The following is a 23,624-nucleotide window of genomic DNA, read 5'->3' as shown; positions in this document are numbered from 1 at the left end:
AGGCCTCAAAAGAGGCCTCTTCAGGTTAGTTGGTAATAGGTAAAATCTTAGTCAGTCCACGTATCTCTTTCCGATCTAGGGATAGGGAGCACAAACTCTTCGTCCCACGGATCGTATTCACTAGCCGAAGTTACAGCACTTCCGATAAATCCTCCCCATCTTTTCAGATCTTCGAGCAGCATTCCTTCGTGCATAAACTCTCTGGTGCGCTCCACTACCAGGCTGTCAAAGAATGCTGCCTGATCTGGGAAGTCAGCAAGTGTCAGTTCAGCTATTCCTGCTCTAGTTCGGATCGCATTGAGGTCAGCTAGTGCCTGTGGAGTTAAAACATCGCCTAGATTGGTATAATTAGCCTCTGCACGTATGAGGTACATTTCTGCCAATCGGATGATAGGTAGTACGTGTTCACTGCTGGTGTATTTAGAAGTGGAAACCGCTTCATCAAAATTATCCACCACACTCTTGTAGTATGCGGTAGTAATCTGACTGCTAGTGGTGTTTTCATCCACGCTCAGGTCAATGGATCCACGCAGATCAGCAGCTTCAAAGTTTGGTGAATTGTGCCAGCTATTTGGGTTAAAGAAAGTAGGGCTAAACAGTCTGTAGACTCCTATTCCACTTTCAGTCAATGAAGAAAAATAAGCTGTTAGTCCATAGCCGCTACTTCTATCACCTACATTGTTGGCCAGGGTTTGCTGGATGGCATAGATGTCTTCACTGCTGTTGCTGTTGTTGTTAAATGCCAGCAACGAATTTGAAGCAAGAGAATACTCACCGCTAGAAATGACCTCATCAGCGTAATCTTCTGCATCGCCGAACTCACCCTTTTGAAGGCTGAGTTTAGCAAGATATGCCTGACAAGCAAAGTAGGAAAGGCTAGTTCCATTGGTGCCAAATGACTCCAATAGACCGGAAGCCTGACTCAAATCCGCTTCGGCCTGATCATAGATCTGATCGATTGTTTTGATATCAGCCGAGCTCAATTTTGGGATTTCATTAATATCTGTAATTGGCTCTGTGGTGAATGGAAACGCATCATCTGAAGCCGGATCTACTCCTGTAGCATCGTATTGTGGTGCCCAGAGCACGACCATTTCAAAAAGCAAAATCCCACGCATTGCCAAAGCTTCACCTTGAATCCTGTTGCGCTCATTGGTATCGGTAATCACATCCACATTGGCCAGGATGTTATTCAGCAGGTTGAAGACTTCAAAAGCTTTACGCCAGTTGGTGGCTACTCGATCATTGCTTTCTATTACCTCCTTATTCACGAAGTTTCGATAAGAGTTTGGTGCTAGAATGGTCTGCCAGGCGTACTCTTGAGCTCCATTGGGCGACACTCTGGCCAGCAGTTCGGGAATGATAATGAAATCACCTCCCATGAGCTCTCCACCTTCGGTCCCATCACTGATCCCGTTAAAAGTGTAGTAGCACCCGGTAAGTGCTTTTTGTATGGTTTCTGCATCAGTGAGCACGTTGCCACTGATGGTATTTTCTGCCTCCACGTCTAGCAGACTACTACATGAGCTGCTCAGCGAGATGATGGCGATGATGATATATGGATAATACTTTTTCATGACTAAAATCCGATTTTAACTCCTGTAGTAAATATTCTAGGTTGCGGCGTAGAGAAGAAGTCTATACCACGGTTGATATTGGCGGCAAATGCCCCACCAGCTGGGTCTGAGTAAGACACATCAGCATCAAATCCCGGGTAATCCGTGATGGTAAACAGGTTTTGACCACCTACATATATGGAAAGCGAACCAAAGTTGACCGGTACATTGTATGATAAAGTGACTGTTTTCAACCGGATGTAGCTTCCATCCACTATCCATCTGCTGGATGGATTTGGGGTTTCCACAGCTGGGTCCAGCACTGGATAATCCGCATTGTCACCAGGAGCGTACCATCTGTTTTCCTGATCATTGGTTTGGTTGTAAAGGCCATATCCGCTATTAGCAATGATTTCACCAGACTCCCAGTAAAGATCTATTCCTTGCACAAACTGAAACATGAAGTTGAAGTCTACCGGTCCGTAGCTCAGGCTGTTGCTAAATCCGCCATAGAATTTTGGGTTGGGATTTCCAACTACCTGCCGTCCACCATTGCTCAACACGAAATCGTAATCCTCACGAGGCAGCCCATTGGCATCTTCGTATTGGGCTTTACCATTATTTGGATTCACTCCAATATATTTTGGCATATAGAAAACCCCAGCTGGCTCTCCTTCTATAAAGGCATTGACACCTGAGATAAGAGGAGTTCCTCCTATATCCTTGATCTCATTTTTGTTGGTAGAAATGTTGAAGCTTGTGGACCATCTAAATGTACCATTGTCAACATTCGTGGAGGTGATGTCAAACTCAACTCCTGAGTTTTGCAACTGACCGCCATTTTTGATCACATTGCCAAAACCTGAGGTCTGGGTGACCGGAACAGGAAATAGTAGGTCCGAAGTGTTTTTCAAATAATAGCTGATTGACCCAGTGATTCGATTGTTAATCAGGCCATAACTTAGTGATAAATCAAACTGCTGCGTGGACTCCCATTTGAGCTGAGAGTTGGCCAGGTTGGAGATACGGATACCACTATTGTTGCCATAGATCACATTGAAATAGTTGGTCCGATACAAGAAATCGTCGAAAGGAGTGTTTCCTAACAAACCAAAACTCGCGTCTAGTTTGAGGAAGCTCACTGTAGGGTTTCCTGCCAGGAATGACTCATTGGAAATGGTCCATCCTGCACCAATGGCTGGGAATACCCCAAATTGGTTCTCTTCACTAAAGCGCGAAGATCCATCAGCACGAGCATTTACCTGTATGGAGTATTTATTCTGAATGTCATATCCCACCGATCCAAAAAACGAGAGGAAAGCAAAAGCAGATCCAGGCACAGGTACTGTCAGCAAGGATGGGTCATTTTCGGTGAGCGACTCCAAATCGGAGATGGAGTTGATGCGTGCAGACCGAAAGGTATATAAAGTGTTAGAATTCTGGTAGGAGGTTCCGACCAGAACTGACAGCTGGTTCTCACCAATTGTTTTGTTGTAATCCAATGATCCGTTGAACAGGTAATTGACGACCTCAGCAGTCGACTGTTGGGAGAAACCTGTTGGAGTGCCTTCTTGTGTGGCTGGACCTTGTCTGCGTTCGTCTCTTAGATCGAGATAATCCAGACCTCCGTCCACACTTAGTGTGAGATTATCAGTAAGATCCACGTTAATGGAAGCATTTCCATTCAATCGATTGGTTGTCTCCAGGTAAGTAGAACCGTAGATTTCTGTTTCAGGGTTGTACTCAGAAGACCTCACTCGCAATACATAATTGTTATTGGGGTCTGATTCGTCTGCAGGTGGCAGCAGTACCATTTGCACAGGGTTACCATCATTGGCTTCATCTGGCACCTTGTTGTTGCTAGTGCGCGCATACCCAAAACTGATATTAGAGCTGATGCGATCGCTCCACTCACTATTGAGGTTGAGGCGCGTCCCAAATCGTTCGTAGGAGTTGCCGATCAGTATACCTTCCTGGTTTAGGTAATTGAAGTTGGTAAATACTTTTTGTTTGCCTGAGCCGCCTGAAAGGTTTACGTTTCCTTTTTGTGAAATACCTGTACGAAAAGCTTTATCATGCCAGTCTGTATCGTAGTTGATTCGGAAAATTGGATTGTTCGTACTGATCGTAATTTCGTCATCATTTGGGAACGCATAGGTGAGTTCATCCTGTCCATTGCTGATGGCAGTCTCACGAAGTGCTACCAGATCATTGTACCAGGTCTCCAGGCTTTGTCGTGATACAAAATCACCCAAGTTGGTAGCTGAAATCTCTCCATCAGGAATGAGAAGAGGATTATTAAGCAGTGCTCTGATGGTATACTCAAAAAACAAAATGCGGTACTGATCAGCGTCCATCATGTCGAGTCTTCTTGGTGCCTGACTGATACCAAACTGATACTCTATATCAGCTTTCAACTTGCCACTTTTACCTTTTTTGGTAGTGATAAGCACTACACCATTGGAAGCTCTTGATCCATAAAGAGCAGTGGCAGCAGCATCTTTAAGTATTTCAATGGACTCCACTGAGGATGGATCAATGTCTGATTGATTATCTGAAGTCAAAGGCACACCATCTACCACATACAGTGGGTCGTTGGAGCCAGTAAGAGAAGAACCACCACGGATTCTAACTTTGGTCCCCTGACCAAGCTGTCCACCACTATTCTGTACAAACACCCCAGCAGCTCTTCCTTGCGTAGATTGCTCCAGGTCTACCACAGGCTGGTTGCCCAGGTCATCGCTACCAAGTGTATTGCCTTGTTTATCGGAATCTGTCGTGGAGGTCATTTGTAGATCCAGAGTGGTTTTTCCTCCAAGGAAAATGGTTTGTGTGGTATAACCTTCGGCAGTGATGGTCACACTTTGGTAACTATCTGTGATGGCCAGCTGGAATTCTCCATTTTGATTGGTCAGCGTGGAGTTGTCAGGACCAGTGGAAACTTTAGCTCCAGCCAAGGGCTCATTGGTCCGCTGATCAATGATTTTGCCTTTGAGCATCATCTCTTGAGCGTACCCGAAATGAGCGCAAAGGATTACAGCCAGGCAGGTGATAATTATTCTCATGTGTTGAATTATTTGTAGGCGTATAAAAATAGCTAGAATAAACACTCCAAAATAAAGTTTTGTCAGCCTTATTCCTAATTAGATGGACGAATCCACGAATTCCTTAGGCAAATCACATCAATTTAAATGAAAATACTTTGCAGTACGCAGGTCATATACCGTGAGCAGGGTATTCCGGTGACTTTCTCGATGGTCTAATTTTATCAACTTGAAATAAACTGTCTATGAAGTCGCTAACACATATAGTATTCGCCGCTGTTTTAACCCTTTCAGCCACATTCGTATTCGCTCAGGCATCTGTTGCTATCACTTCACCTTCAGGTAGTGAAGAGCTGAAGTTTTTTGAGACGATTGATATCACCTGGGAAAACGGCGACCTGGGGGCAAATGATGCATTTAACATCCGCTACAGTCTGGATGGTGGTGTCACCTCTGTCAATATCAACTCCTTCAATCATTCCTCATTTACCAACAGCGGTAGTACGTCTACCTACACCTGGACACTGCCAGACTTTGGGACGAATCTTGATCAAAACATCCAGTTTATCGTGCGAAATACCACAGCAGGTGTTGCGGATACTAGTGCTGCCATGCGCGTTTATTTTGAACCAGACGTGAGCATCTTGTCACCTGAGGGGACCGAAGAGCGCAAGTTTTTCGAGACGATCGATATTACCTGGCTCAATGCCGACCTGGGAACCAACGATGCATTCAACCTGCGTTACAGCCTGGATGGTGGAGTGACTTCCGTGAATATCAATAGCTTCAACCATAGCTTTTTTACCAACAATGGAGACTCGTCTACCTACACCTGGACACTTCCTGACTTTGGGACCAATCTGGACCAGGACATTACCTTTATTGTGCGTAACACCAGCAGAAATATTTCTGACACCAGTTCGGCAATACGTGTCTACTTTGAGCCTGATGTGAACATCTTGTCACCTGAGGGGACCGAAGAGCGGAAGTTTTTCGAGACGATTGACATTACCTGGCTGAATGCCGATCTGGGAACCAACGATGCATTCAACCTGCGGTACAGCTTGGATGGTGGAGTTACTTCCGTGAATATCAATAGCTTCAACCATAGCTTCTTTACCAACAATGGAGACTCATCTACCTACACCTGGACGCTTCCTGACTTTGGGACCAATCTGGACCAGGACATTACTTTCATTGTACGGAACACCAGCCGAAATATCTCAGACACCAGTTCAGCTATTAGGGTATACTTTGAGCCGGATGTGAGCATCTTGTCACCTGAGGGGACAGAAGAGCGGAAGTTTTTCGAAACGATCGATATTACCTGGCTCAATGCTGACCTGGGAACCAACGATGCATTCAACCTGCGGTATAGTCTGGATGGCGGAGTGACTTCCGTGAATATCAATAGCTTCAACCATAGCTTTTTTACCAACAATGGAGACTCATCTACCTACACCTGGACCCTTCCTGACTTTGGGACCAATCTGGATCAGGACATTACCTTCATTGTGCGGAACACCAGCAGAAATATTTCAGATACTAGCTCGGCTATAAGGGTATACTTCGAGCCTACAGTGGATATCCTTTCTCCAGTAAATGGGCAGTACGTACTCCAGGGTTCGGTATTGCCAATCACGTGGCTCAACGCCGACCTTGGTACCAATGATGCTTTTAATCTGCGGTATAGCCTTGATGGTGGAGCGACTTCTGTCAACATCAATAGCTTCAACCATAGCTTTTTTACCAATAATGGAGACAGCAGTACCTATAACTGGACGGTACCAGCAGTGGAAAGTACCTCGGCTAAGTTGATCGTACGAAATACTTCCCGCAATATTGCTGACACCACCTTATCGTTTACAATATGCGCTACTTGTCCGGCAGCTTCTTTGTATTATCCCAATGGAGGAGAGGTATTGCCCGTGGGGAGTTCACAGGAGATTGGCTGGTCGCTCGGGTCTACCTGGCCAGGCACTGACAATGTGGTCATTGACTACTCCACAGACAATGGAACAAACTACACGACTATTTTCGATGGAGCTTATTCAGATCTGACTGGAAACACTTACACCTGGACTGTACCGAATACAGTGACCTCTCAAGGGCTGGTCCGAATTACCAATTCCACACAAAGTATCACTGATGTGAGTGACGCGAACTTTTCGATTGCGGCACCACCATTAGCACCTACAGATCTTTATGTGATAGAGAATACAAACAGTACCCTGACGCTACACTGGGTAGACAATGACACCTCCGAAACGAGCTATCGGGTGCAATATTCTGCTGACAGACAGACCTGGACCAATTACGCCAATAACCTGGCGGTGAACTCAACACAATACACCACATCAACCATCGGTAGCAATGCTGGTTTTTGGTGGCGGGTGGTAGCAGTAAACGCTACGTTGACTACTGCATCAGAGCCGCGTTATGGTACCAATTACATTCCTCCCGGGCGATCACTGAGCTTTGATGGCACCGATGACAAGGTGACTCTGGACAGTGCACAAGCCTTTGACTTTGGTACAGATGCGTATACCATTGAAGCCTGGTTTAAAATAGCAGATTTGAGTTCCAGTAGAATTATTGTTTCAGACTTTAATGGATCAACCTCAGGTTCTCAAGGGATTTACGTACAAACAGACGGTACCATAGCTGCATACATAGGTAGCAATAGCCCAGATCTGACCTCTACTACTTCTGTAGAAACAGATACCTGGTACCATATGGCGCTGGTACGAGCAGGAGACTCAGCTTCTATCTATTTAAACGGAGCATTGGAGGCCTCTCAGTCGGGTCTGGGATCACGAAATCTCCAAAGTACGATACCTATGACCATTGGTCAGCAGCCTTCTGGTAGTTCGTTTTACTTTGCCGGAGAGCTGGATGAGCTTCGGTTTTGGAGTGATGCTCGTACACTTACAGAAATACAGGAATTCATTTCTACTACTGTACCAGAGAACTCCGAAAACCTACTGGCTTATTACCGATTTGATCTGCAAAGTGGTGATTACCTTCCAGACAGAGGATTGTATAATCTGGAAGGAACTTGGACTGGACCTTCTGGTAGTAATACTACTTCATTGTGGCAGATATCTGGAGCCATGTCTAACCTGTCACCGATCATCACTGTCACTACACCTAATGGCGGAGCTACATACACGGTAGGTGATGAAGTGACAATCTCCTGGACCGAAGCAAATATTGAGGACACCGATAGTATTGCTGTGAGTTTGTCCGTAGATGATGGTCCTTATGCACTGATCATCAAAGACATCTCATCCCAATTAGGACAATCTTACACCTGGACCGTTCCGGATAGTGTGAGTACCAGCGCATTGATCAAAGTGGCCAATACCACTCAGGGAGTAGAGGATGTAAGTGATGCATTTTTCACCATACAGGAATTTATCGAACCATCTGTAACTGTGACTAGTCCTAACGGGGGTGAGTTTGTAGAAGTGGGAACTACCGAAGTGGTGACATGGGATGCTGCTCAGTGGGTCAGCACGGATGAGGTGACCATTAGTCTCAGCACGGATGGAGGTCAAACGTACAGCGCCTTGTCATCCGGTATTGCAGGTACTACATATGGTGACAATACGTTTGCCTGGACAGTTGACAATACACCAACAGCAAATGCCCTGATCTTGGTACAAAACACGACACAGAACCTGAGTGACACCTCTGATTCCGTATTTACAATTGGTGTGGTCAACAGATCGCTAACCTTGACCAGTCCAAACGGGGGCGAACAGTGGGTTCAGAATGAGACTTATGATATTGCATTTGAGGTGACCGATTTAGACACGACAGATATCATTACCATCGACTTGAGCATTGACGGTGGTTCGTCATTCCCTTATACTCTTTCAGAAGCCGCTTTGTACACCTATGGAGATTCTTCCTTTTCATGGACTGTTACCCAGCCAGTGACCACATCTGCACTTATACGAGCTACAGTTGCTGGATACTCCGTTGGGGATACTTCTGATGCTGTATTTGCAATCAACGAGCCAAATACTGCGCCTGCATTTCAAGAACTATCTGTGGCTATTGTCGGTGATGAATTGACAGCCACCTATCAGCTGAATGAAGTTGGAAGCATATACATGGTCGTGCTTGAAGATGGGAACAGCCTACCGACTGCCACTCAGGTAAAAGATGCTGCCAGTGGAGGTGCCGCACTTACAGGACAAGTAGCCATTGGATCATTCTCTTATGAAACCACAGATCAGACCATCTCAGAAATGGTCACTGCGTCATTTGAGCGGATGGCTCTTTACGATGTGTACTTTACCGCGGAGGATGCAGAAGCCAACCTAAATCCGGGGCAGTCGGTGCCCAATGTGTTGGCTCAATACACCCCACTGGAGCAGGACTCCATTGCAGTTGCCAACATTTATGTGGAAATGAATGGGGAGACATGGGCTAATACAGCTGCTGACTGGAACACGCTGAGTCTGGCAGATCGCAGTGAGCTGGCTGTAGAGGACGGAAGAATCACAGTGCTGAATCTTGCAGAAAAAGGTATGGAAGGGAGTCTAACCACTACTGTGTTGCAGTTGGATTCATTGATCGTGCTGAATCTTTCAGACAACCTTCTTTCTGGTATACCTACCCTTACTTCTTTGCAGGCATTAAACACAGTGAATGTTGCTAATAATCAGTTGGATTTTGGAGATCTGGAAAGTAATGCCGCATTATTTGGCACATCTGATGACTATGCTCCACAAGCGATAATCGGCCAGACCGATAGCCTTGCTTTGCCGAAAGGCTCTTCTTATACTTTTCAATCGAGCATAGGAGGAGAACAAAATCAGTACCAATGGAGTGTGGATAATTTCAACACGTTTGACAGGCAGTTTAATGACCTGGAGACAGGAACGAGCGCATTCTATCTAGTAGAGTCATTGGACTATGACAACATGGGCAGCTTCAAATTAACCGTCACCAATGAGTTGTTGCCAGGCTTGACACTAGAAACTGCTCCAGTACAACTGTGGGCTACGGCCAATCTGGAGATCGCTGTGTATGGTGGAGACGAATTATTAGCTGAAGGAGCAGCATATGCTCTTCGAAACCGAGGACCTAAATTGCCTTTTGACTCTATCCCGCGATTGGCATCTGGTGGAGGTGATCCTGATGGCTTAAGTTTCACAGAGGGGTATGTCCTGTTTGAAAACCTACTACTAGGAGACTACCTCATTGGTATCCGGTCTAACCCAGATCAGTATTTACCTACCTATTATAAAAACACCTTCTTATGGGAGGAGGCAGACACCTTGGTTTTTCGAGAGGCGTTACAGGACACCATGCAAATGACTGTTATTCCTCCTCCTTTGACACCAGATGACGGTTCAGGAACGCTCTCTGGAGGTGTGGAATCCGACTTTGGTGAGGATGAAACCGATGGGAGAATCGATGCAAGAAGAAAGGTAAAAAGAGCCGGTTGTTCAATACGACGATTTGTGCCAAAGGGCAGGATCGATCAGGAAGATGGCGAATTTGAATTGGTGGCTTATGTGGAGTCCGACGATGAAGGAAGGTTCCTTATTGAGAATATTCCTGCAGGTCTTTACCGATTCAACATCGAGTACCCGGGTATCCCGATGGACCCTGACTCTTATGTAGAGTTCGAAATCGGAGAAGCTGGGACCACCAATAATACCATTGTACTCCAGGCTACTGTGACTGAGGACGGAATCTTCGTAGAACGAACCAATCTGCTGGCCATAGGCTGGAAGCCTGAGGTGTTTGCCTATCCTAACCCGGCAAGTGAACGCATGGTATTTGAATTACCGGATCTACTGGACGGACACCTAATACGGGTACTGGACCTAAATGGACGAGAGCTGTACCGCACCACCTATAGTTCGGAGAACAACGAACCTATCGAATGGGACTGCTCTGAAGTAAGGAATGGAGTTTATTTCCTAAACGTAGTAGATATCACGCATCGAAACCGGGTGATTTCCACTAAACTGGTGGTGAAACACTAACCCATTAAGAGTAGATCAGACTACCATAATAATGGTATATTTAAAAATAATATTGAAATAGTACCATGTATTACCGTTAAATTTTTAGTTTTGGCTTACGTCGAAAGACTGGGGACCTCAACCAGAGACCTGTTTCATCTCTGATGGAGCAGGTAAGCACACTGCATACAATGTGGCCGTGCCCCTTATAAGCCTTGCTAAAGCACTATTCAGGATGCCCTGTAGATAGATTCAGAAAGTGGTAGCAAAGGCATAGATTTTTTGGAGGGCCGGCAGGTATTCAACCTGACGGCCTTCTTGCTTTCCAGGTTATCGAGCATAAGACTCGATTAATCTATTCGCTGATTTGGATGATCAATTTCCAACGAAAGGCCCACTTCCACTTGAGTGAATAGTTACCAATACCCGCAGCAGTGAGAATTTCTTCCAGTTCTTTGCGTTTGAACCCTCTTGCCACGGATACAGCGGCATCATTTCTGACCATATAGGATTTTGAAAAAAGCCTGGTAATCCACTTGATAGAGTGATAAGCCAAAAAATGTCGATGCAGATCGTTAACGATAACAGCCTTTTGGGCTTGTGATTTGAATTGGGTAAAGAGCTGGATTAATTCCTCTTTTGTAAAGTGATGTAAGAACAGACAGCAATGGATGACATCATAAGTCCTTTCTTTGAAACTATCCGAAAAAATGTTTTCGCACACAGTATGAACAGTGTCAAATTGCCTGGTGTGATTGGAGGCATAATCGATGATGTGTTTGTTGGCATCAATACCCGTAAACTCAGTATTAGGACTAATACGACTCATATGAATGAGGATATCGCCGCTTCCACAGCCCAGATCCACTAGTGATCGGACTGGCCCTTTTTTGATCACACTTCGAAAGGCAGACAGACTAATTTGATTGCCACCGAGCAAACGATTGATTACATCTAGTTCATGAAGCGTTTGTGGAACCACATCACCTGATATATTCAGGTCATCCATAATCTCTAGTTCTTCCGATCGCTGCTGTAGGTTCATCTGGTATGAACTTTAAGGAGCATACTTTCTAGAGTAAGGCCGGGCCCAAACGCAAAACTGAGGATATTCTCTCCACTGTTGGCGGTGGTCAGTTGCTCCATGATAGCCTTGATTACAAATAATACTGTAGGCGAACTCATGTTGCCAAAGTTTTTCAAAATCTGGTAAGCCGGTTCGTTTTGCGCTTTGGATAGCGCCAATTCTTCTTCGATTACCTGAAGTATGCGCTTACCTCCCGGGTGTATGGCAAAATGCGCTATGTCCCGTACTTTCAAACCAATTTTATCAAGGAGTTTTCTGGTGAGCTCACCGATGCCCTCTTTGATCACGTTTGGTACTTCACTGGATAGAGTCATTTCAAAGCCGAAATCACTAATGTGCCAGGCCATGGCATCTTTGCCACGTGAGTCAATGTCGGTATAGAAGGAAGCGAGTTCCAAGGAAATCCCAGATGGGTTGCCGGTGAGGTAAACTGCAGCAGCACCATCTCCAAAAAGGGCATTTGACAGGAGGCTATCTTCGGATGTATTCTTCAGCAGATGGATGCTACACAGCTCCACCGCCACTAGTAAGACCTTGCTATCTGGTTGAGATTTAATCAAAGCATCGGCTACTTTCAGCGCATTGAATGCAGCATAGCAGCCCATAAAATTGATGGAAGTCCTCTGAATGTTTGTACTTAGACCAAGCCTTTCGATGATCTCGATATCTATACCTGGGGCGTACATCCCAGTGCAGGAAACCGTGACCAGATGTGTGATCTGTCTTGCCTCATTCAAAGAGATGCAGTCATGAATGGCATTGATAGCCAACTCTACTGCGTTTTGCTTATAGAGGTTCATACGCACGGAGACTGATGGAAACGGCTCAAGCTCCTGGTTATTGGGAAAGAAAGAGTAGTTCCCTATTTCTCTACCAAAATCTTCAATTACCGAATGACGATAGTTAATTCCACTGGCCCGATAGAGTAACTGAATCATTTTGCTTACTTCTTCTGAATGGCCCAGATGTCGCACCATGAATTCACTGATTTGGTGTTGACTGACCCGATTGGGTGGTACGGCTGTTCCGATCGAAGAAATGTATGACGTCATATAAGCTGAAGCTAAGTAATAATAACTAACTTTTCGCAAGAGGTTCACTCAACTTATGAAAAAGTCAACAATCGTCCATTTACGATTTCCGTTCTCCTTTTTTCTGCTGCCAGTATTTCTCTTTGCCGCTGCTTGTTTGCCAGAAACGGACTGGTTGAAACTGGCACTGATATTTGTGCTGCTGCACTTCTTTCTCTATCCAGCCAGCAATGGGTACAATAGCTACTATGACAAAGACGAAGGAAGCATTGGCGGAGTAAAGGTTCCTCCCAAAGTGACAAAGGAGCTGTATTATGTATCATGGGTTATGGATGTGATAGCCATAGTGATCGGTTTGGTGCTCTCCTGGCAGTTTGCGGCCATGATGCTGGTTTATGGACTGGTGAGTAAGGCGTATAGCCATCCATCGATCCGGCTGAAGAAACGGCCAATCATTGGCTGGCTTACTGCTGGAGTCTTTCAGGGGTATTTCACCTTTATGATGGTATGTGTAGGGATGGGATACCAATCACTTCTCTTCTCTCCAATGCTGCAGTGGGCTGGGTTGTTAAGTACGTTGCTACTATTTGGATCATATCCAATGACGCAAGTCTACCAGCATGAGGAGGATGCCCGACGCGGGGATATTACTTTGAGTTTGATTCTAGGTGTTTTGGACACCTTTCACTTCACTGCGGTTTGTTTCAGCATATCAATGGCTTTGTTTTACTGGTTTTTCACTACTTACTTCTCATTCACCATGGCGCTCCTGTTTCTGGTCAGTTTGTCTCCTGTACTCATTTATTTTGGATACTGGTATTTGCAGGTGCGGAGGTCACAGGAACAGGCCAATTTTGAGAATACCATGCGACTCAACCTGGTTTCATCTGCCTGTCTCAATGCTTTTTTCACATGGCTGTTGCTGTACTAAACGGTTCGCCGTGCGTCTGACGGATGATCGACTGGGTGATATTGGAAAAGAACTTTCCGGTGAAGACAGCCACAGAAGAAGAGATTGGGTGGCTAAAAAATATTTTTTGAATTTGCCGTCCTTTCCAGAGTTTGGTCTCGAATGTCTGTTTCCAGGTTAGTTCGTACACTGCGTAGATCTTTTCCAGATCGAACTCACCGTTGTGATGATGCGTGGCAATAATGTTGGATAGTATTGTGGCTGAGCGAATGGCCATGGCCATGCCGTTTCCAGCAAGTGGCGTGATCATACCGGCGGAGTCTCCTGCCATCAGGATGCCTTCATGGATGAGCTCTTTTGGCTTAAATGAGATCTCATTGATTACTGCGGGCTTTTCAAACACAAAGTCCGATGACTCCCATAGGGATCTCAGGTGGGGATTTTTATGTAATACCTGGCGTTCAAAAGTGGATATATCACCTGCTTTTTTTATTTGATCTCTGTGGGTAAGGTAGCACAGGTTATAGAGGTCACCTTCTATTTTACTGAAGCCACAGTAGCCTCCTCTAAAGTTGTGAAGTGCGATCGTATCTGGAGCAAAGTCTGTCTGTACGTGGTACTTCACTCCTACGTACGGAGAATGCTCTTGAAGAAATCTTCGGTTGAGCTTTTGATCAAGTTTGGAGCGTTTACCGTGCGCAGCGATTACTAACCGGCTGCTAAGGTGCTGCTGACCTGCCTTCAGACTCCATCCTTCTGCCGTTCGTTCTACAGTTTGCACGGTGGTGTTTTCCATCACCTTCACTCCAAGCTGTTGTGCACGGGTCATGAGCCAGTGATCATACCGGTAGCGGCTGATACCAAATCCACCAAGCGCCAAATCCGACTTAAATGACCGGCCGTTCGTGGAGCTAATGATCAGTTTGTCAATTGATGCGGGAGCTAAATCTGCAGGGTAGAGGTCGTGCTCTTCTAAAAAAGGAATCACCTCATTGGATATGTACTCTCCACATACCCGATGAAATGGATACGTATTCTTTTCCAACAGCACTACTTCAAGCCCAGACTTACGTAGGAGTATGCTGCTGATCAATCCACTCAAACCTCCACCTATGATGGCGATATCATACATTCCACTTCGGATTAGTGATACACAATATTATATCAATCTCTTCAAGCGGAACTTTAGTTTCATCTTTTTATCATCTCTCCACAGTACTACCCGAATTTTTTTGCCTTCTCGCGAGCGTAGCAATGAATTGATCTCGGTGAAAGTGCTATTGTAGAGTGTTTTTCCATTGATTTTTTTAATGATGTCTCCTGGCAAAATGCCCACTTTTTCTGCGGGAGAGTCGGGGCTGACGCGGCTTACTTTCATAGAGTCCAGGTCCTCACCTACTACAGCCAGTATCATTCCACTCATATTATATTCAAATTTGTCCTTGTACCGGTTGCCCTTGGAGGCGTAGAGCACATTGTTTTGATAATCAAATGTGGCATTGAGGCGTGAAAGGATGTCTCCACCGACCGTGCCTTGTCTGGAGCCTCGCTTGATGGCTTTCATGTAAGAGCCTGACATGGGGATGGACACCAGAGGTTCATCAAAACTAAAATCATTGACCACACAGGCCCCCATGCGACCTATGAATCCGGGGATTTCCCCAGCAAGTCCATAGCCCAATGCCGTTGGTAGGACCTCCTGCGGAACAATGATCTCCTCAGTGTTATCTACATCTAGCAGCATGGCGTGGCTGGCCCCCGAATCCACCATTAGGGTCACAGTGTCTTCTCGGTCTTTTTGCTTGACCGTCATGGAGATGTATGGTTTAGTATTAACGATCTCCATGGGAATCTTGGTGTGAGATCGTCGGGGTTTGAAGGAGTCAGGTTCATATACAGTGAGTACCCGATCGTCATAATCAATACTGATCGTAAATCTGCTAAAAACATCATAACCGATAATGCCGTAAACCTCCTCTCCAAGGTTTTTGTTGAGCTCCAGATAGTCTTCTTTAAGAACGAGCATGTTCATGCCCCGGCCAGTGATGCCTCCAGGCAACGACATGGTCACATTAGTGGCCACAAATGCTTGTAATGAGTCACGCTCCCCGGGTGCATTGATGTTGATCTGGCGCACATAATTCAGTCCTAAAAGATCTCCGAATAGTTTTTCAGTAAGAATGGCTGACTCAGCGCCTGTATCCAAGATAAATTTTAGAGTGAGGGTGTTGTTAATGTGCACGGGTATAACAATAAGGTTGTTATACATATCAAAAGGGATTTCTACCTTTCGAGTCTTACTAGGCATCACAAAACCGATCTTATTCTGACCATTCCCATTGTTGGCTATGGTGACGGCACTCAGCATGAGTGTGAAATTGATCAAAAGACAATATAGGCCTAGTTTCTTCAGCATGTGTTGGATTAACAACACAGGCCAAAGCTTCCCTAATGTGAATGGTGATATTTCTTTCTTTTCGGCGCCCACCTGATAGGTCAGATATGCTACTGAAGATACAATAACACTAGGACAATATCATTGTTTGCTAATCTGACAAAGTGCGGTAGCGAGATTTCCAACTGAGAGTTAACTATAAATCGACTACAAGAATAAGGGGGTTGTCAGTCAAATAGCTTGGTGATATCCTCTTTGGTAAGGCTTTTAACAAAACTCTCTTCTATGGTGATCAAGTCCTGGGCAAGCTGCAGTTTGTTTTGCTGTAGTTTCAGGATTTTCTCTTCTACTGTATCTCGTGCTATGAACTTGTAAGTAAACACTTTGTTGGTTTGGCCTATGCGGTGAGCTCTATCCACAGCTTGTGCTTCTATGGCAGGGTTCCACCAGGGATCTAACAAGAATACATAGTCAGCTTGTGTCAAATTGAGACCAAGACCACCTGCTTTCAAAGAAATTAAGAAGACAGGTACATCATCGCTGTTTTGAAACTTCTCCACCTCTCCTTTTCGGTCTTTTACAGACCCATCCAGATAGGAATAATTGATTTTTTCTTCTTTTAGATACTTCTCTATGATTTTTAGATGCTTCACAAACTGAGAAAAAATCAGGAGTTTGTGATCCTTACCCAAAGCATTGGAGATCATGTGGCAGATATCTTCGAATTTTCCTGAATCTCCATCATAGCCTTCATCCACCATGGATGGATGATTGGCGATTTGCCGCAGTTTGGTCAATCCCTGCAGTAATATCATCTGCGATTTTTGAATGCCGTCGTGCTCGATCACGTCCAGGATTTTATTGCGGTAGTTGTCGCGCTCTTTATCGTAGTATTCACGTTGCTTCTCAGACAGGTCGCAATAGCGAACGTTCTCTACTTTTTCTGGCAGGTCTTTAGCTACCTGGGTTTTCTCGCGTCTGAGGATGAACGGCTTGATCAACGCATTGAGTTTTTTAGTACGCAGTTCATCCCGTTTCTTTTCAATAGGAATCTGGTATTCTGTCTTGAAGAATTTTTGAGAGCCGAGTAGTCCCGGATTGACGAATGACATCTGTGACCAGAGGTCCAGCGTACTATTCTCTATAGGGGTACCTGTGAGGATCAGTTTTCTTCTTGATTTCAGTTCTCTTACCGACTTGGAGATAATGGAGTCTGGATTTTTGATCGCCTGAGATTCATCCAGGATGATGTAGTTGAAATAGAACTCCTGTAGAATGTCCGTATCAATTCTGGTGATACCATAGCTTGTAATCACTATGTCATATCTGGCAAACTTCTCTGGATCTTTATCTCTATTCGTGCCTGTATAATTCAGTATTTTCAAGTCTGGAGTGAACTTATTGGCTTCCATTTCCCAGTTGTAAATCAACGAGGTGGGCATAATGAGCAAACTCGTGGAACCATTGTCCTTTTCTTTTTCACTCTGTAGCAAAGTCAGGGTCTGAACCGTCTTACCAAGACCCATGTCATCTGCCAGGCATCCGCCAAAGGCATATTCATTGAGAAAGTGCAGCCAGTTAAAACCAGCCTGCTGATATGGACGAAGCTCACCATTGAATTTGGCAGGTAGAGTGACGTTTTCTATCGTATCAAAGTCGAGTAGCTTTTCCAGCTTTCGGGTCATTGCTACCTTGGCATTGTTACTGTCCTTGAGGTCTTTGACCAGTGACACGTGCATTTTATTGAGTGTCAGGTTATCTTCTCCTTCCTTGGCAAAGGCAAAGAGATCGCTGTATTCATCAACCCATCTGTCTGGAATTACCGCATATTCTCCACTTGGGAGTTTGAATTCCCGCTGATGGTTTAGGATGTACTTGCGAATGTCAGAGAACGATACTTCATAATCACCAAACCGGATGATGGCTTTGATATCGAACCAATCGATGTTTTCGGAAATTTCCAGGTCGATATTGGTAGTACCCAGAAAGTATTTCTTTACAGACTCGTCTTGCTGATTGATTTCAAAGCCGCTGGCTTTCAAAGCTTCCAGGTTTTCATTTAACCAGGAGATCGCATTGGTTTTATTCAGGGTAGATCTGGAGCTTTTAAGCTGCAGCCCAGTTTTATTTAGGGTTTCGATGAAGTCTTTCTCTTGGGCTGAATCTCGTTTGATCCGATGAAAAACATAATCATCCTCCTTCTTTTCTACTGAGACACTGACTTGCTTTAGCTTATCTGCCTTGTAGGAATAGGTTCCATATTTAAAGCTGAGCTCAAAGAGTATTTTAGAAACTGATGGCTCACCATTTTCATCATTATTAGAGTCAAACAAAGATCCTGTACTTTGGGAGGCTGAAGCCAGCTCTGAGAACGTAAGCACCGGTGTAGGGGTCAGTGCCTCTGATTTGATCTCAAACCCCTTGGCATACACATCAAACGAAGCAATGAGCGGAGCCACAAACTTTTTGTAGTAGGTTTCTTCTACGTTTTTAGGAATGAGAATGAATTTCTTATTGAAGAAAGGTTTGATCTTCTTGCCATTCACCTCTTTCTCAAATGTGAAGAGCGTGTCATTAACGACCAACCAGGCAGGCTCCTTGCACAAGAGGAGGCTATTATTCTGATAGAAATGAACCTTCTCCTCCTTCAGTTTGATGGTGGGAAAGTAATGAGTGTTGTCTTCGTTACGTCTGAAATGAAAGAGTATAGAAGCTTTCTCATCGGAGATATGAATTTGTTTCCACGCCGGTTCCCCGTCTTTGCCCATTTCGTAGAGCTGTTTGCCCGCCATCAGTGAGAGCACTTTTGAGCGTCTTCTCTCCAGGTACCGGTCTATTTCGTCGCGCAGTATCTTGTCAGCCTCATTTTCATTTTTCTTATCGAAGACTTTCAGGAAAAACTCATCCATTTTCAGCTTCTTCTTATGAAAATGATTGAAAACAGCTTTTTGCTGCATTTGATCCATTGTCTTGATCAGCTCATAATCATTGGCATCCAGCCCAGAGTCAAATTCATCGGCATTCTGCGCCGAGATGTTCTGGTGGGAAAAGGTGAGATTTCCTTTCTCGTTGAGCTGGATCACAAAGGATTCAAACAAGAATCCGAGGTATTCGTGCTCAAAGAGAGAATAGACAATTTGAAAAGGCTGATCCGGGGATACTTTCATAACTTTTTATACCGGGCAAATTTCGAAGCTAATAAAAAACCGACTAAAAATCACAAACTTCTTTGGTAAGAGATTGTGAAGTTTTGCACTTTACCATTACGTTATGAATGAAATGTCTATTGTAACTCGCTAAGTCTTACGTTTTTCGCAGCGTTAATGGCGGGTTGGATGGCGGTGATTAAGGTGACTATAATGATGCATAAAATGGTGAAGAAGATATCCGCCCACTCGATCTTGACCGGATATGCATCCATAATAGCCGTCTGCATGCCCATGGTCACCAACCCAAATTCCTGTTGAAGCAGCACGATGGCAAGGCCCAGAAACAATCCGGTGAAGGCTCCGGTAAATGCCACTATGCACCCTTCATACAAAAAGATACTCCTGATGAGTTTACTTGAGGCACCTTGAGCGGTGAGGATGGCTACATCTTTCTTCTTATCAATAGCAAGCATATTGAGTGAGAAGAAGATGTTGATTGAGGCTATGGCTATGATAACTGAAAATGTCAGAAAGACGAAGAATTTTTCATACGACAGTACTTTGTAAAGTCCGCCATGTACTTCGTCATTTGTCAGGACCCGAAAGTCTGCACCGAGTACTTGTTGCAATTGTTCTTTTACAGCCCTGGTATCTGCTTTTGTATCTAACTGCACTTCCAGGGAGCTTCTCTGTCCTTTTTTGTTAAACAGCTCCTCAGCAAATGATACAGGGACATATATGAGGTTTTCGTCATACGATTTCTCGATGGCAAAAACACCTCCGGGCATGATATTGCGCAGGCGGTACATTTTATCTGGATTGAGCTGGCCAGGTTTGATTTCATCAGGAAAGTACATCTGAATGGTGTGGAAATCATTTTTCGGATTAATGGACAGATCATATTGCACGCCTCTGCCTACTATGGCATAATTGACATTGTCTTCCCGCAGTTTCAGTTCTCCAAATACCAGGTAGTTATCCAGCCGACCTTCGTCGATAAAGTTTTCTGCCACTCCTTTGACAGTGGCTACTCGTTTGGCATTGTTATAGCCGATGAGCGCATTGTCTTCTATTACATCTGTGATGTAGGTTACTTCATCAATAGCCGAGATTTGATCCCTTAGGTTTGGGGTGTAGTCAAAGGTTTTACCACTTGAGGGTGTCACCACCAGGTTGGAATCTACATTGCTGTAAAGTCCTCTCAAGAGATCTTCCATCCCATTGAAAACAGAGAGAACAATCACCAGCGCCATGGTACCGATAGCCACTACCAACATGGAAATGATAGAGATCACGTTGATGAAGCTTTTTTTCTTTTTAGACAAAAAGTAGCGTCTGGCTATGAAGTAAGATAGGTTCACTCTTCTTCGTCGTTATCTTCTGCCGGCGGAATGTTCAGGTTGTCTATGAGTTGATCCATTTTGGAGGCTTTTTCTTCTGTATCATCGTGGAAGAAAGCAAGCTCCGGTACGATTCGAACCTGCTTGCCGATGAGGCGACCCAGGTTTCTGCGTACTTCACTTTTCTTCTCATCCAGGTTGAAAAACACCTCTTCAGCGTCTTTTATCGGGAAGACACTCAGATACACTCTGGCCAGACTCAGGTCTGGAGACATTTCCACGCCGGTAATGGTCACCAGGCTGTTGCCAAAAAAGTGTCTTGGATCTTTCTGAAAGATTTGACCCAAATCCTTTTGAATCTGGCGGCCGTACTTAACTTGTCTTTTACTTTGTGTCATCTTGCTGCAAATATCAAGGATTTTGGCTCTCCCAGCATCAATTTAATTTGTTAATTTCGAAACTCAAAAGGCAGAAAACCCGACAGCTTGCTAAAGTTTTTTAGAATAAACGACCCTTATAGAATCATCTTTGTATTCTTAATCCTGGTGATGATCCGGGTGGTTTGGAGCATCGTAGGCATGCCTCTGTCTATTCCTGAGTTGAAGTGGATGCTCGTAGGTCAGCGATTGGGAGATGGGTTTACTATGTATCGCGATCTATATGATTACACGGGTCCTGTGGCGGTGTTCTTCTATAAGTGGCTGGACATTTTCTTTGGCCGATCCCGATGGGTACATGTCATTTTCAGCACGCTATTGATCACTTTGCAGGCAGGCCTTTTCAATAGGATGCTCATTCGCAACAAGGCATATGCTGAAAACAATTACCTGCCAGCCTTTCTATATGTCATCTGCATGTCAGCCACTATGGACTTTTTTGCGCTGAGTCCTCAGCTCATCGCGGTTACTTTCATTTTGATGGCACTGAACCACGTCTTCAGACGGATAGACAATGTAGTCACCGACGAATTGTTTCTATACAGTGGTCTCTACCTTGGCCTGGCGATGCTTTGTTATCTGCCATCTGCGATTTACTTTTTGATTGTCTTGCTCAGCTTGGTTCTCTTCTCATCTGCAGTGACCCGACGCATATTGCTTTTTATCTATGGTGCTGGAGTGGTTTTGCTGGTGGTTTGGGCATATTATTTTTGGTTTGATGCCAATGGTGATTTCCTCTATGACTTTTTTCTTACCCCATTTTTAAAAGAAAAGACCTGGTATATTAATTTTCTGGACTTAACTAAGGTTGGTGGTATGCTGGCCCTGACCATGCTCTTTGGTGTGTCTGTGGTGTTCACTCAGAGAGTAACCAATTTTCAGCAAAAGATGCAGCAAGTGATGTTGTTGTTCATAGCAGCAGGTGGTGTAGTGTTGATGCTAAATGCTGAGTTAACTACCGCAGATTTGGTCTTTTTCGTCCCTTCAATCACCTTTTTTCTAACCTATTATTTTCTTGGTTTGAAAAGACGTTTTTGGAAAGTATTCGTTCCATATGCTTTGGTCATAGGTATGATCATCTATCCGTACTTCTGGCTGAAGTCAGAAGAACTAAAAGGAATCATAGTTAGCTCTGAATCTGAGCCACAGGATCGAACACTGATGGGAATAGGTCTGGAAATCGATGACTACCAGAATAACCCCATAGGAGGCCCTTTCTTAGATCCTTTTGTAAGTGCAAGGAAGATCGAGCAGTTAGATTACTTTGATGGCGTTTCGGGATTGTATCGTGGCATAGTTAAGTCTCAACCAGATCTGATTATAGACCGTGAAGGTGAAGTGGCATCTAAACTATTTCACCGATTTCCTCACTTTGGCGAGCACTATCAACAAACTGCTCCAGAGGAATATACTCGAGTTAGCAACTGATTTTATCTACCCGTCGCTGATGGCGACCTCCTTCAAACTCTGTGTTGAGAAAAGTGTCCACAATCGACTCAGCTAGCTCGTAGGCAGTCCAGCGGGCTGCCAGACACACCACATTCGAATTGTTATGCTGTCTGGTCACAGCGGCCAGGTCGGTGTCCCAGCACAATGCGGCACGGATTTTTTGGTGTTTGTTGGCCGTGATGGTTACTCCTTGGCCTGACCCACAAATCAACACCCCAAAATCATGATTGCCACTTTCGATGGATTGACATACTGGGTGAACGAAATCTGGATAATCCGCAGAGTCCGCAGAATACGGACCAAAGTCCTTCACCTCATATCCCTTAGACTCCAGGAATTCGACCATTTTTTCTTTGTGGTGGTATCCGGCGTGATCTCCGCCTATGGCTATTCTTTTACTCATCTACTTTTTGGATTTCTGTAGTTGCTTCTTTTTTAATCACTCTGGCAGAAATATAAATACTCACCTGGTACAGACCAAGCAGAGGAATCGCTATTAATATCTGACTAAATGGATCTGGTGGTGTCAGCATCGCACCCAATATCAGTATTACTATGATGGCGTGTCGCCTGTAGGTCCTTAATATCTGCGGTGTGATCAGTCCGGCTTTAGTCAGGAAATACACAACAATCGGCAGCTGAAATAAAATCCCGCAAGCCAGGACTAAAGTAATTACCGTTGAGATGTACGAGATGATATCAAATTCATTCAGGATGGTTGGGTCCAGCTGATAGTTGGACAGAAAGTTGATAGAGATTGGTGTGACGATGAAGTATCCAAACACTACTCCCAGGATGAACAGCAAGCTCACAAAGAAGGTGGCTCCTCTGGCTGCCTTTCGTTCTCTCGGGTAAAGACCAGGCTTGATAAATCTCCAAATCTCCCAAAATGCATAAGGAAAAGCACAGATGATACCAATCACAAAAGAAGAAGTGACGTGCATGGAAAACTGCCCGGTCATCTTTCGGCTCTGAATGATAAAGGGCAATTCATCAATACACAAGGCCTCAGATTTGAGAATATCTGAGAGTTTACAAAGCATCTCATAGGTCCAGAAGTCTACTCTACTTGGTCCTAACAAAATGGTGTGAAATACCAATGTTTTTGCAAAAAAGGCCGCCACTGCAAATACCATAATGGCTGCAAGAGACCTTATCAAGTGCCACCTGAGTTCTTCCAGGTGATCCAGAAAGGTCATCTCTATCTCGTCCTCTATCTGATCTAGCGGCATATGG

14 protein-coding genes are annotated in these 23,624 nt (G+C 44.6%); 3 read left to right on the top strand and 11 right to left on the bottom strand.

Features of this window, described 5'->3' with window-relative positions; translation table 11 throughout:
• Positions 1–47 precede the first annotated feature (47 nt).
• Positions 48–1,577 (bottom strand): RagB/SusD family nutrient uptake outer membrane protein, encoded by a 1,530-nt coding sequence (locus ACO067_RS11485; RefSeq protein WP_421874189.1) that lies wholly within the window; start codon positions 1,575–1,577, stop codon positions 48–50.
• A gap of 2 nt (positions 1,578–1,579) precedes the next feature.
• Entirely contained in the window at positions 1,580–4,621 is a 3,042-nt protein-coding gene (locus tag ACO067_RS11480) for a SusC/RagA family TonB-linked outer membrane protein (protein WP_421874187.1), read from the bottom strand.
• Between the two features lie 224 nt (positions 4,622–4,845).
• On the opposite strand from ACO067_RS11480, the gene ACO067_RS11475 reads away from it, so the two are divergent.
• Positions 4,846–10,611, top strand: coding sequence for a LamG-like jellyroll fold domain-containing protein (locus ACO067_RS11475; protein ID WP_421874185.1), 5,766 nt, complete (start codon positions 4,846–4,848; stop codon positions 10,609–10,611).
• 334 nt (positions 10,612–10,945) lie between these two features.
• Here the strand turns inward: ACO067_RS11475 and ACO067_RS11470 are convergent, their stop codons facing one another.
• Together ACO067_RS11470 and ACO067_RS11465 are read right to left on the bottom strand one after the other, a co-directional pair.
• Positions 10,946–11,635 (bottom strand): methyltransferase domain-containing protein, encoded by a 690-nt coding sequence (locus ACO067_RS11470; RefSeq protein ID WP_421874183.1) that lies wholly within the window; start codon positions 11,633–11,635, stop codon positions 10,946–10,948.
• Positions 11,632–12,729 carry a type III polyketide synthase gene (locus ACO067_RS11465; RefSeq protein WP_421874181.1) on the bottom strand — a complete coding sequence of 366 codons (1,098 nt, stop codon included), beginning with the start codon at positions 12,727–12,729 and terminating at the stop codon, positions 11,632–11,634. The genes ACO067_RS11470 and ACO067_RS11465 overlap by 4 nt, the downstream gene beginning before the upstream one ends.
• A gap of 55 nt (positions 12,730–12,784) precedes the next feature.
• Between ACO067_RS11465 and ACO067_RS11460 the strand changes: the two genes are divergently transcribed.
• Complete coding sequence (locus ACO067_RS11460; RefSeq protein ID WP_421874178.1) at positions 12,785–13,639, top strand: UbiA family prenyltransferase; 855 nt, start codon at positions 12,785–12,787, stop codon at positions 13,637–13,639.
• Here ACO067_RS11460 and ACO067_RS11455 read toward each other — a convergent pair.
• The 5 genes from ACO067_RS11455 to rbfA all read right to left on the bottom strand — a co-directional run bounded on the left by ACO067_RS11455 (position 13,617) and on the right by rbfA (position 20,900).
• A complete protein-coding gene (locus tag ACO067_RS11455; RefSeq protein WP_421874176.1) occupies positions 13,617–14,750 on the bottom strand; it encodes an NAD(P)/FAD-dependent oxidoreductase in 1,134 nt (377 codons plus the stop codon). The genes ACO067_RS11460 and ACO067_RS11455 overlap by 23 nt on opposite strands.
• A gap of 27 nt (positions 14,751–14,777) precedes the next feature.
• On the bottom strand, positions 14,778–16,034 hold the full coding sequence (locus ACO067_RS11450) for a PDZ domain-containing protein (protein WP_421874174.1): 1,257 nt from the start codon (positions 16,032–16,034) through the stop codon (positions 14,778–14,780).
• A 206-nt stretch (positions 16,035–16,240) separates the two neighbouring features.
• Entirely contained in the window at positions 16,241–19,180 is a 2,940-nt protein-coding gene (locus tag ACO067_RS11445) for a DEAD/DEAH box helicase (RefSeq protein WP_421874172.1), read from the bottom strand.
• A gap of 116 nt (positions 19,181–19,296) precedes the next feature.
• Complete coding sequence (locus ACO067_RS11440; RefSeq protein ID WP_421874170.1) at positions 19,297–20,523, bottom strand: ABC transporter permease; 1,227 nt, start codon at positions 20,521–20,523, stop codon at positions 19,297–19,299.
• On the bottom strand, positions 20,520–20,900 hold the full coding sequence (rbfA, locus tag ACO067_RS11435; protein ID WP_421874168.1) for a 30S ribosome-binding factor RbfA: 381 nt from the start codon (positions 20,898–20,900) through the stop codon (positions 20,520–20,522). The genes ACO067_RS11440 and rbfA overlap by 4 nt, the downstream gene beginning before the upstream one ends.
• Positions 20,901–20,987: 87 nt before the next feature.
• Between rbfA and ACO067_RS11430 the strand changes: the two genes are divergently transcribed.
• Positions 20,988–22,367, top strand: coding sequence for a hypothetical protein (locus ACO067_RS11430; protein WP_421874166.1), 1,380 nt, complete (start codon positions 20,988–20,990; stop codon positions 22,365–22,367).
• Here ACO067_RS11430 and rpiB read toward each other — a convergent pair.
• Together rpiB and tatC are read right to left on the bottom strand one after the other, a co-directional pair.
• On the bottom strand, positions 22,357–22,791 hold the full coding sequence (rpiB, locus tag ACO067_RS11425) for a ribose 5-phosphate isomerase B (RefSeq protein WP_421874164.1): 435 nt from the start codon (positions 22,789–22,791) through the stop codon (positions 22,357–22,359). The genes ACO067_RS11430 and rpiB overlap by 11 nt on opposite strands.
• Positions 22,784–23,620, bottom strand: coding sequence for a twin-arginine translocase subunit TatC (gene tatC, locus ACO067_RS11420; RefSeq protein ID WP_421874163.1), 837 nt, complete (start codon positions 23,618–23,620; stop codon positions 22,784–22,786). The genes rpiB and tatC overlap by 8 nt, the downstream gene beginning before the upstream one ends.
• Positions 23,621–23,624 lie beyond the last annotated feature (4 nt).

Origin of the sequence: Marinoscillum sp. (assembly GCF_965229915.1) — a bacterium.
Lineage (GTDB): Bacteria > Bacteroidota > Bacteroidia > Cytophagales > Cyclobacteriaceae > Marinoscillum.
The sequence above is the reverse complement of the archived record's forward strand: the minus strand, read 5'-3'. Positions and strand labels throughout refer to the sequence as shown.

What these genes read in the sequence shown, in the direction of transcription:
- ACO067_RS11450 (WP_421874174.1), bottom strand. Translation starts at nt 16,034, where the DNA reads ATGCTGAAGAAACTAGGCCTATATTGTCTTTTGATCAATTTCACACTC.
- ACO067_RS11465 (WP_421874181.1), bottom strand. Translation starts at nt 12,729, where the DNA reads ATGACGTCATACATTTCTTCGATCGGAACAGCCGTACCACCCAATCGG.
- ACO067_RS11445 (WP_421874172.1), bottom strand. Translation starts at nt 19,180, where the DNA reads ATGAAAGTATCCCCGGATCAGCCTTTTCAAATTGTCTATTCTCTCTTT.
- ACO067_RS11470 (WP_421874183.1), bottom strand. Translation starts at nt 11,635, where the DNA reads ATGAACCTACAGCAGCGATCGGAAGAACTAGAGATTATGGATGACCTG.
- ACO067_RS11480 (WP_421874187.1), bottom strand. Translation starts at nt 4,621, where the DNA reads ATGAGAATAATTATCACCTGCCTGGCTGTAATCCTTTGCGCTCATTTC.
- ACO067_RS11455 (WP_421874176.1), bottom strand. Translation starts at nt 14,750, where the DNA reads ATGTATGATATCGCCATCATAGGTGGAGGTTTGAGTGGATTGATCAGC.
- ACO067_RS11460 (WP_421874178.1), top strand. Translation starts at nt 12,785, where the DNA reads ATGAAAAAGTCAACAATCGTCCATTTACGATTTCCGTTCTCCTTTTTT.
- rpiB (WP_421874164.1), bottom strand. Translation starts at nt 22,791, where the DNA reads ATGAGTAAAAGAATAGCCATAGGCGGAGATCACGCCGGATACCACCAC.
- ACO067_RS11485 (WP_421874189.1), bottom strand. Translation starts at nt 1,577, where the DNA reads ATGAAAAAGTATTATCCATATATCATCATCGCCATCATCTCGCTGAGC.
- ACO067_RS11475 (WP_421874185.1), top strand. Translation starts at nt 4,846, where the DNA reads ATGAAGTCGCTAACACATATAGTATTCGCCGCTGTTTTAACCCTTTCA.
- rbfA (WP_421874168.1), bottom strand. Translation starts at nt 20,900, where the DNA reads ATGACACAAAGTAAAAGACAAGTTAAGTACGGCCGCCAGATTCAAAAG.
- tatC (WP_421874163.1), bottom strand. Translation starts at nt 23,620, where the DNA reads ATGCCGCTAGATCAGATAGAGGACGAGATAGAGATGACCTTTCTGGAT.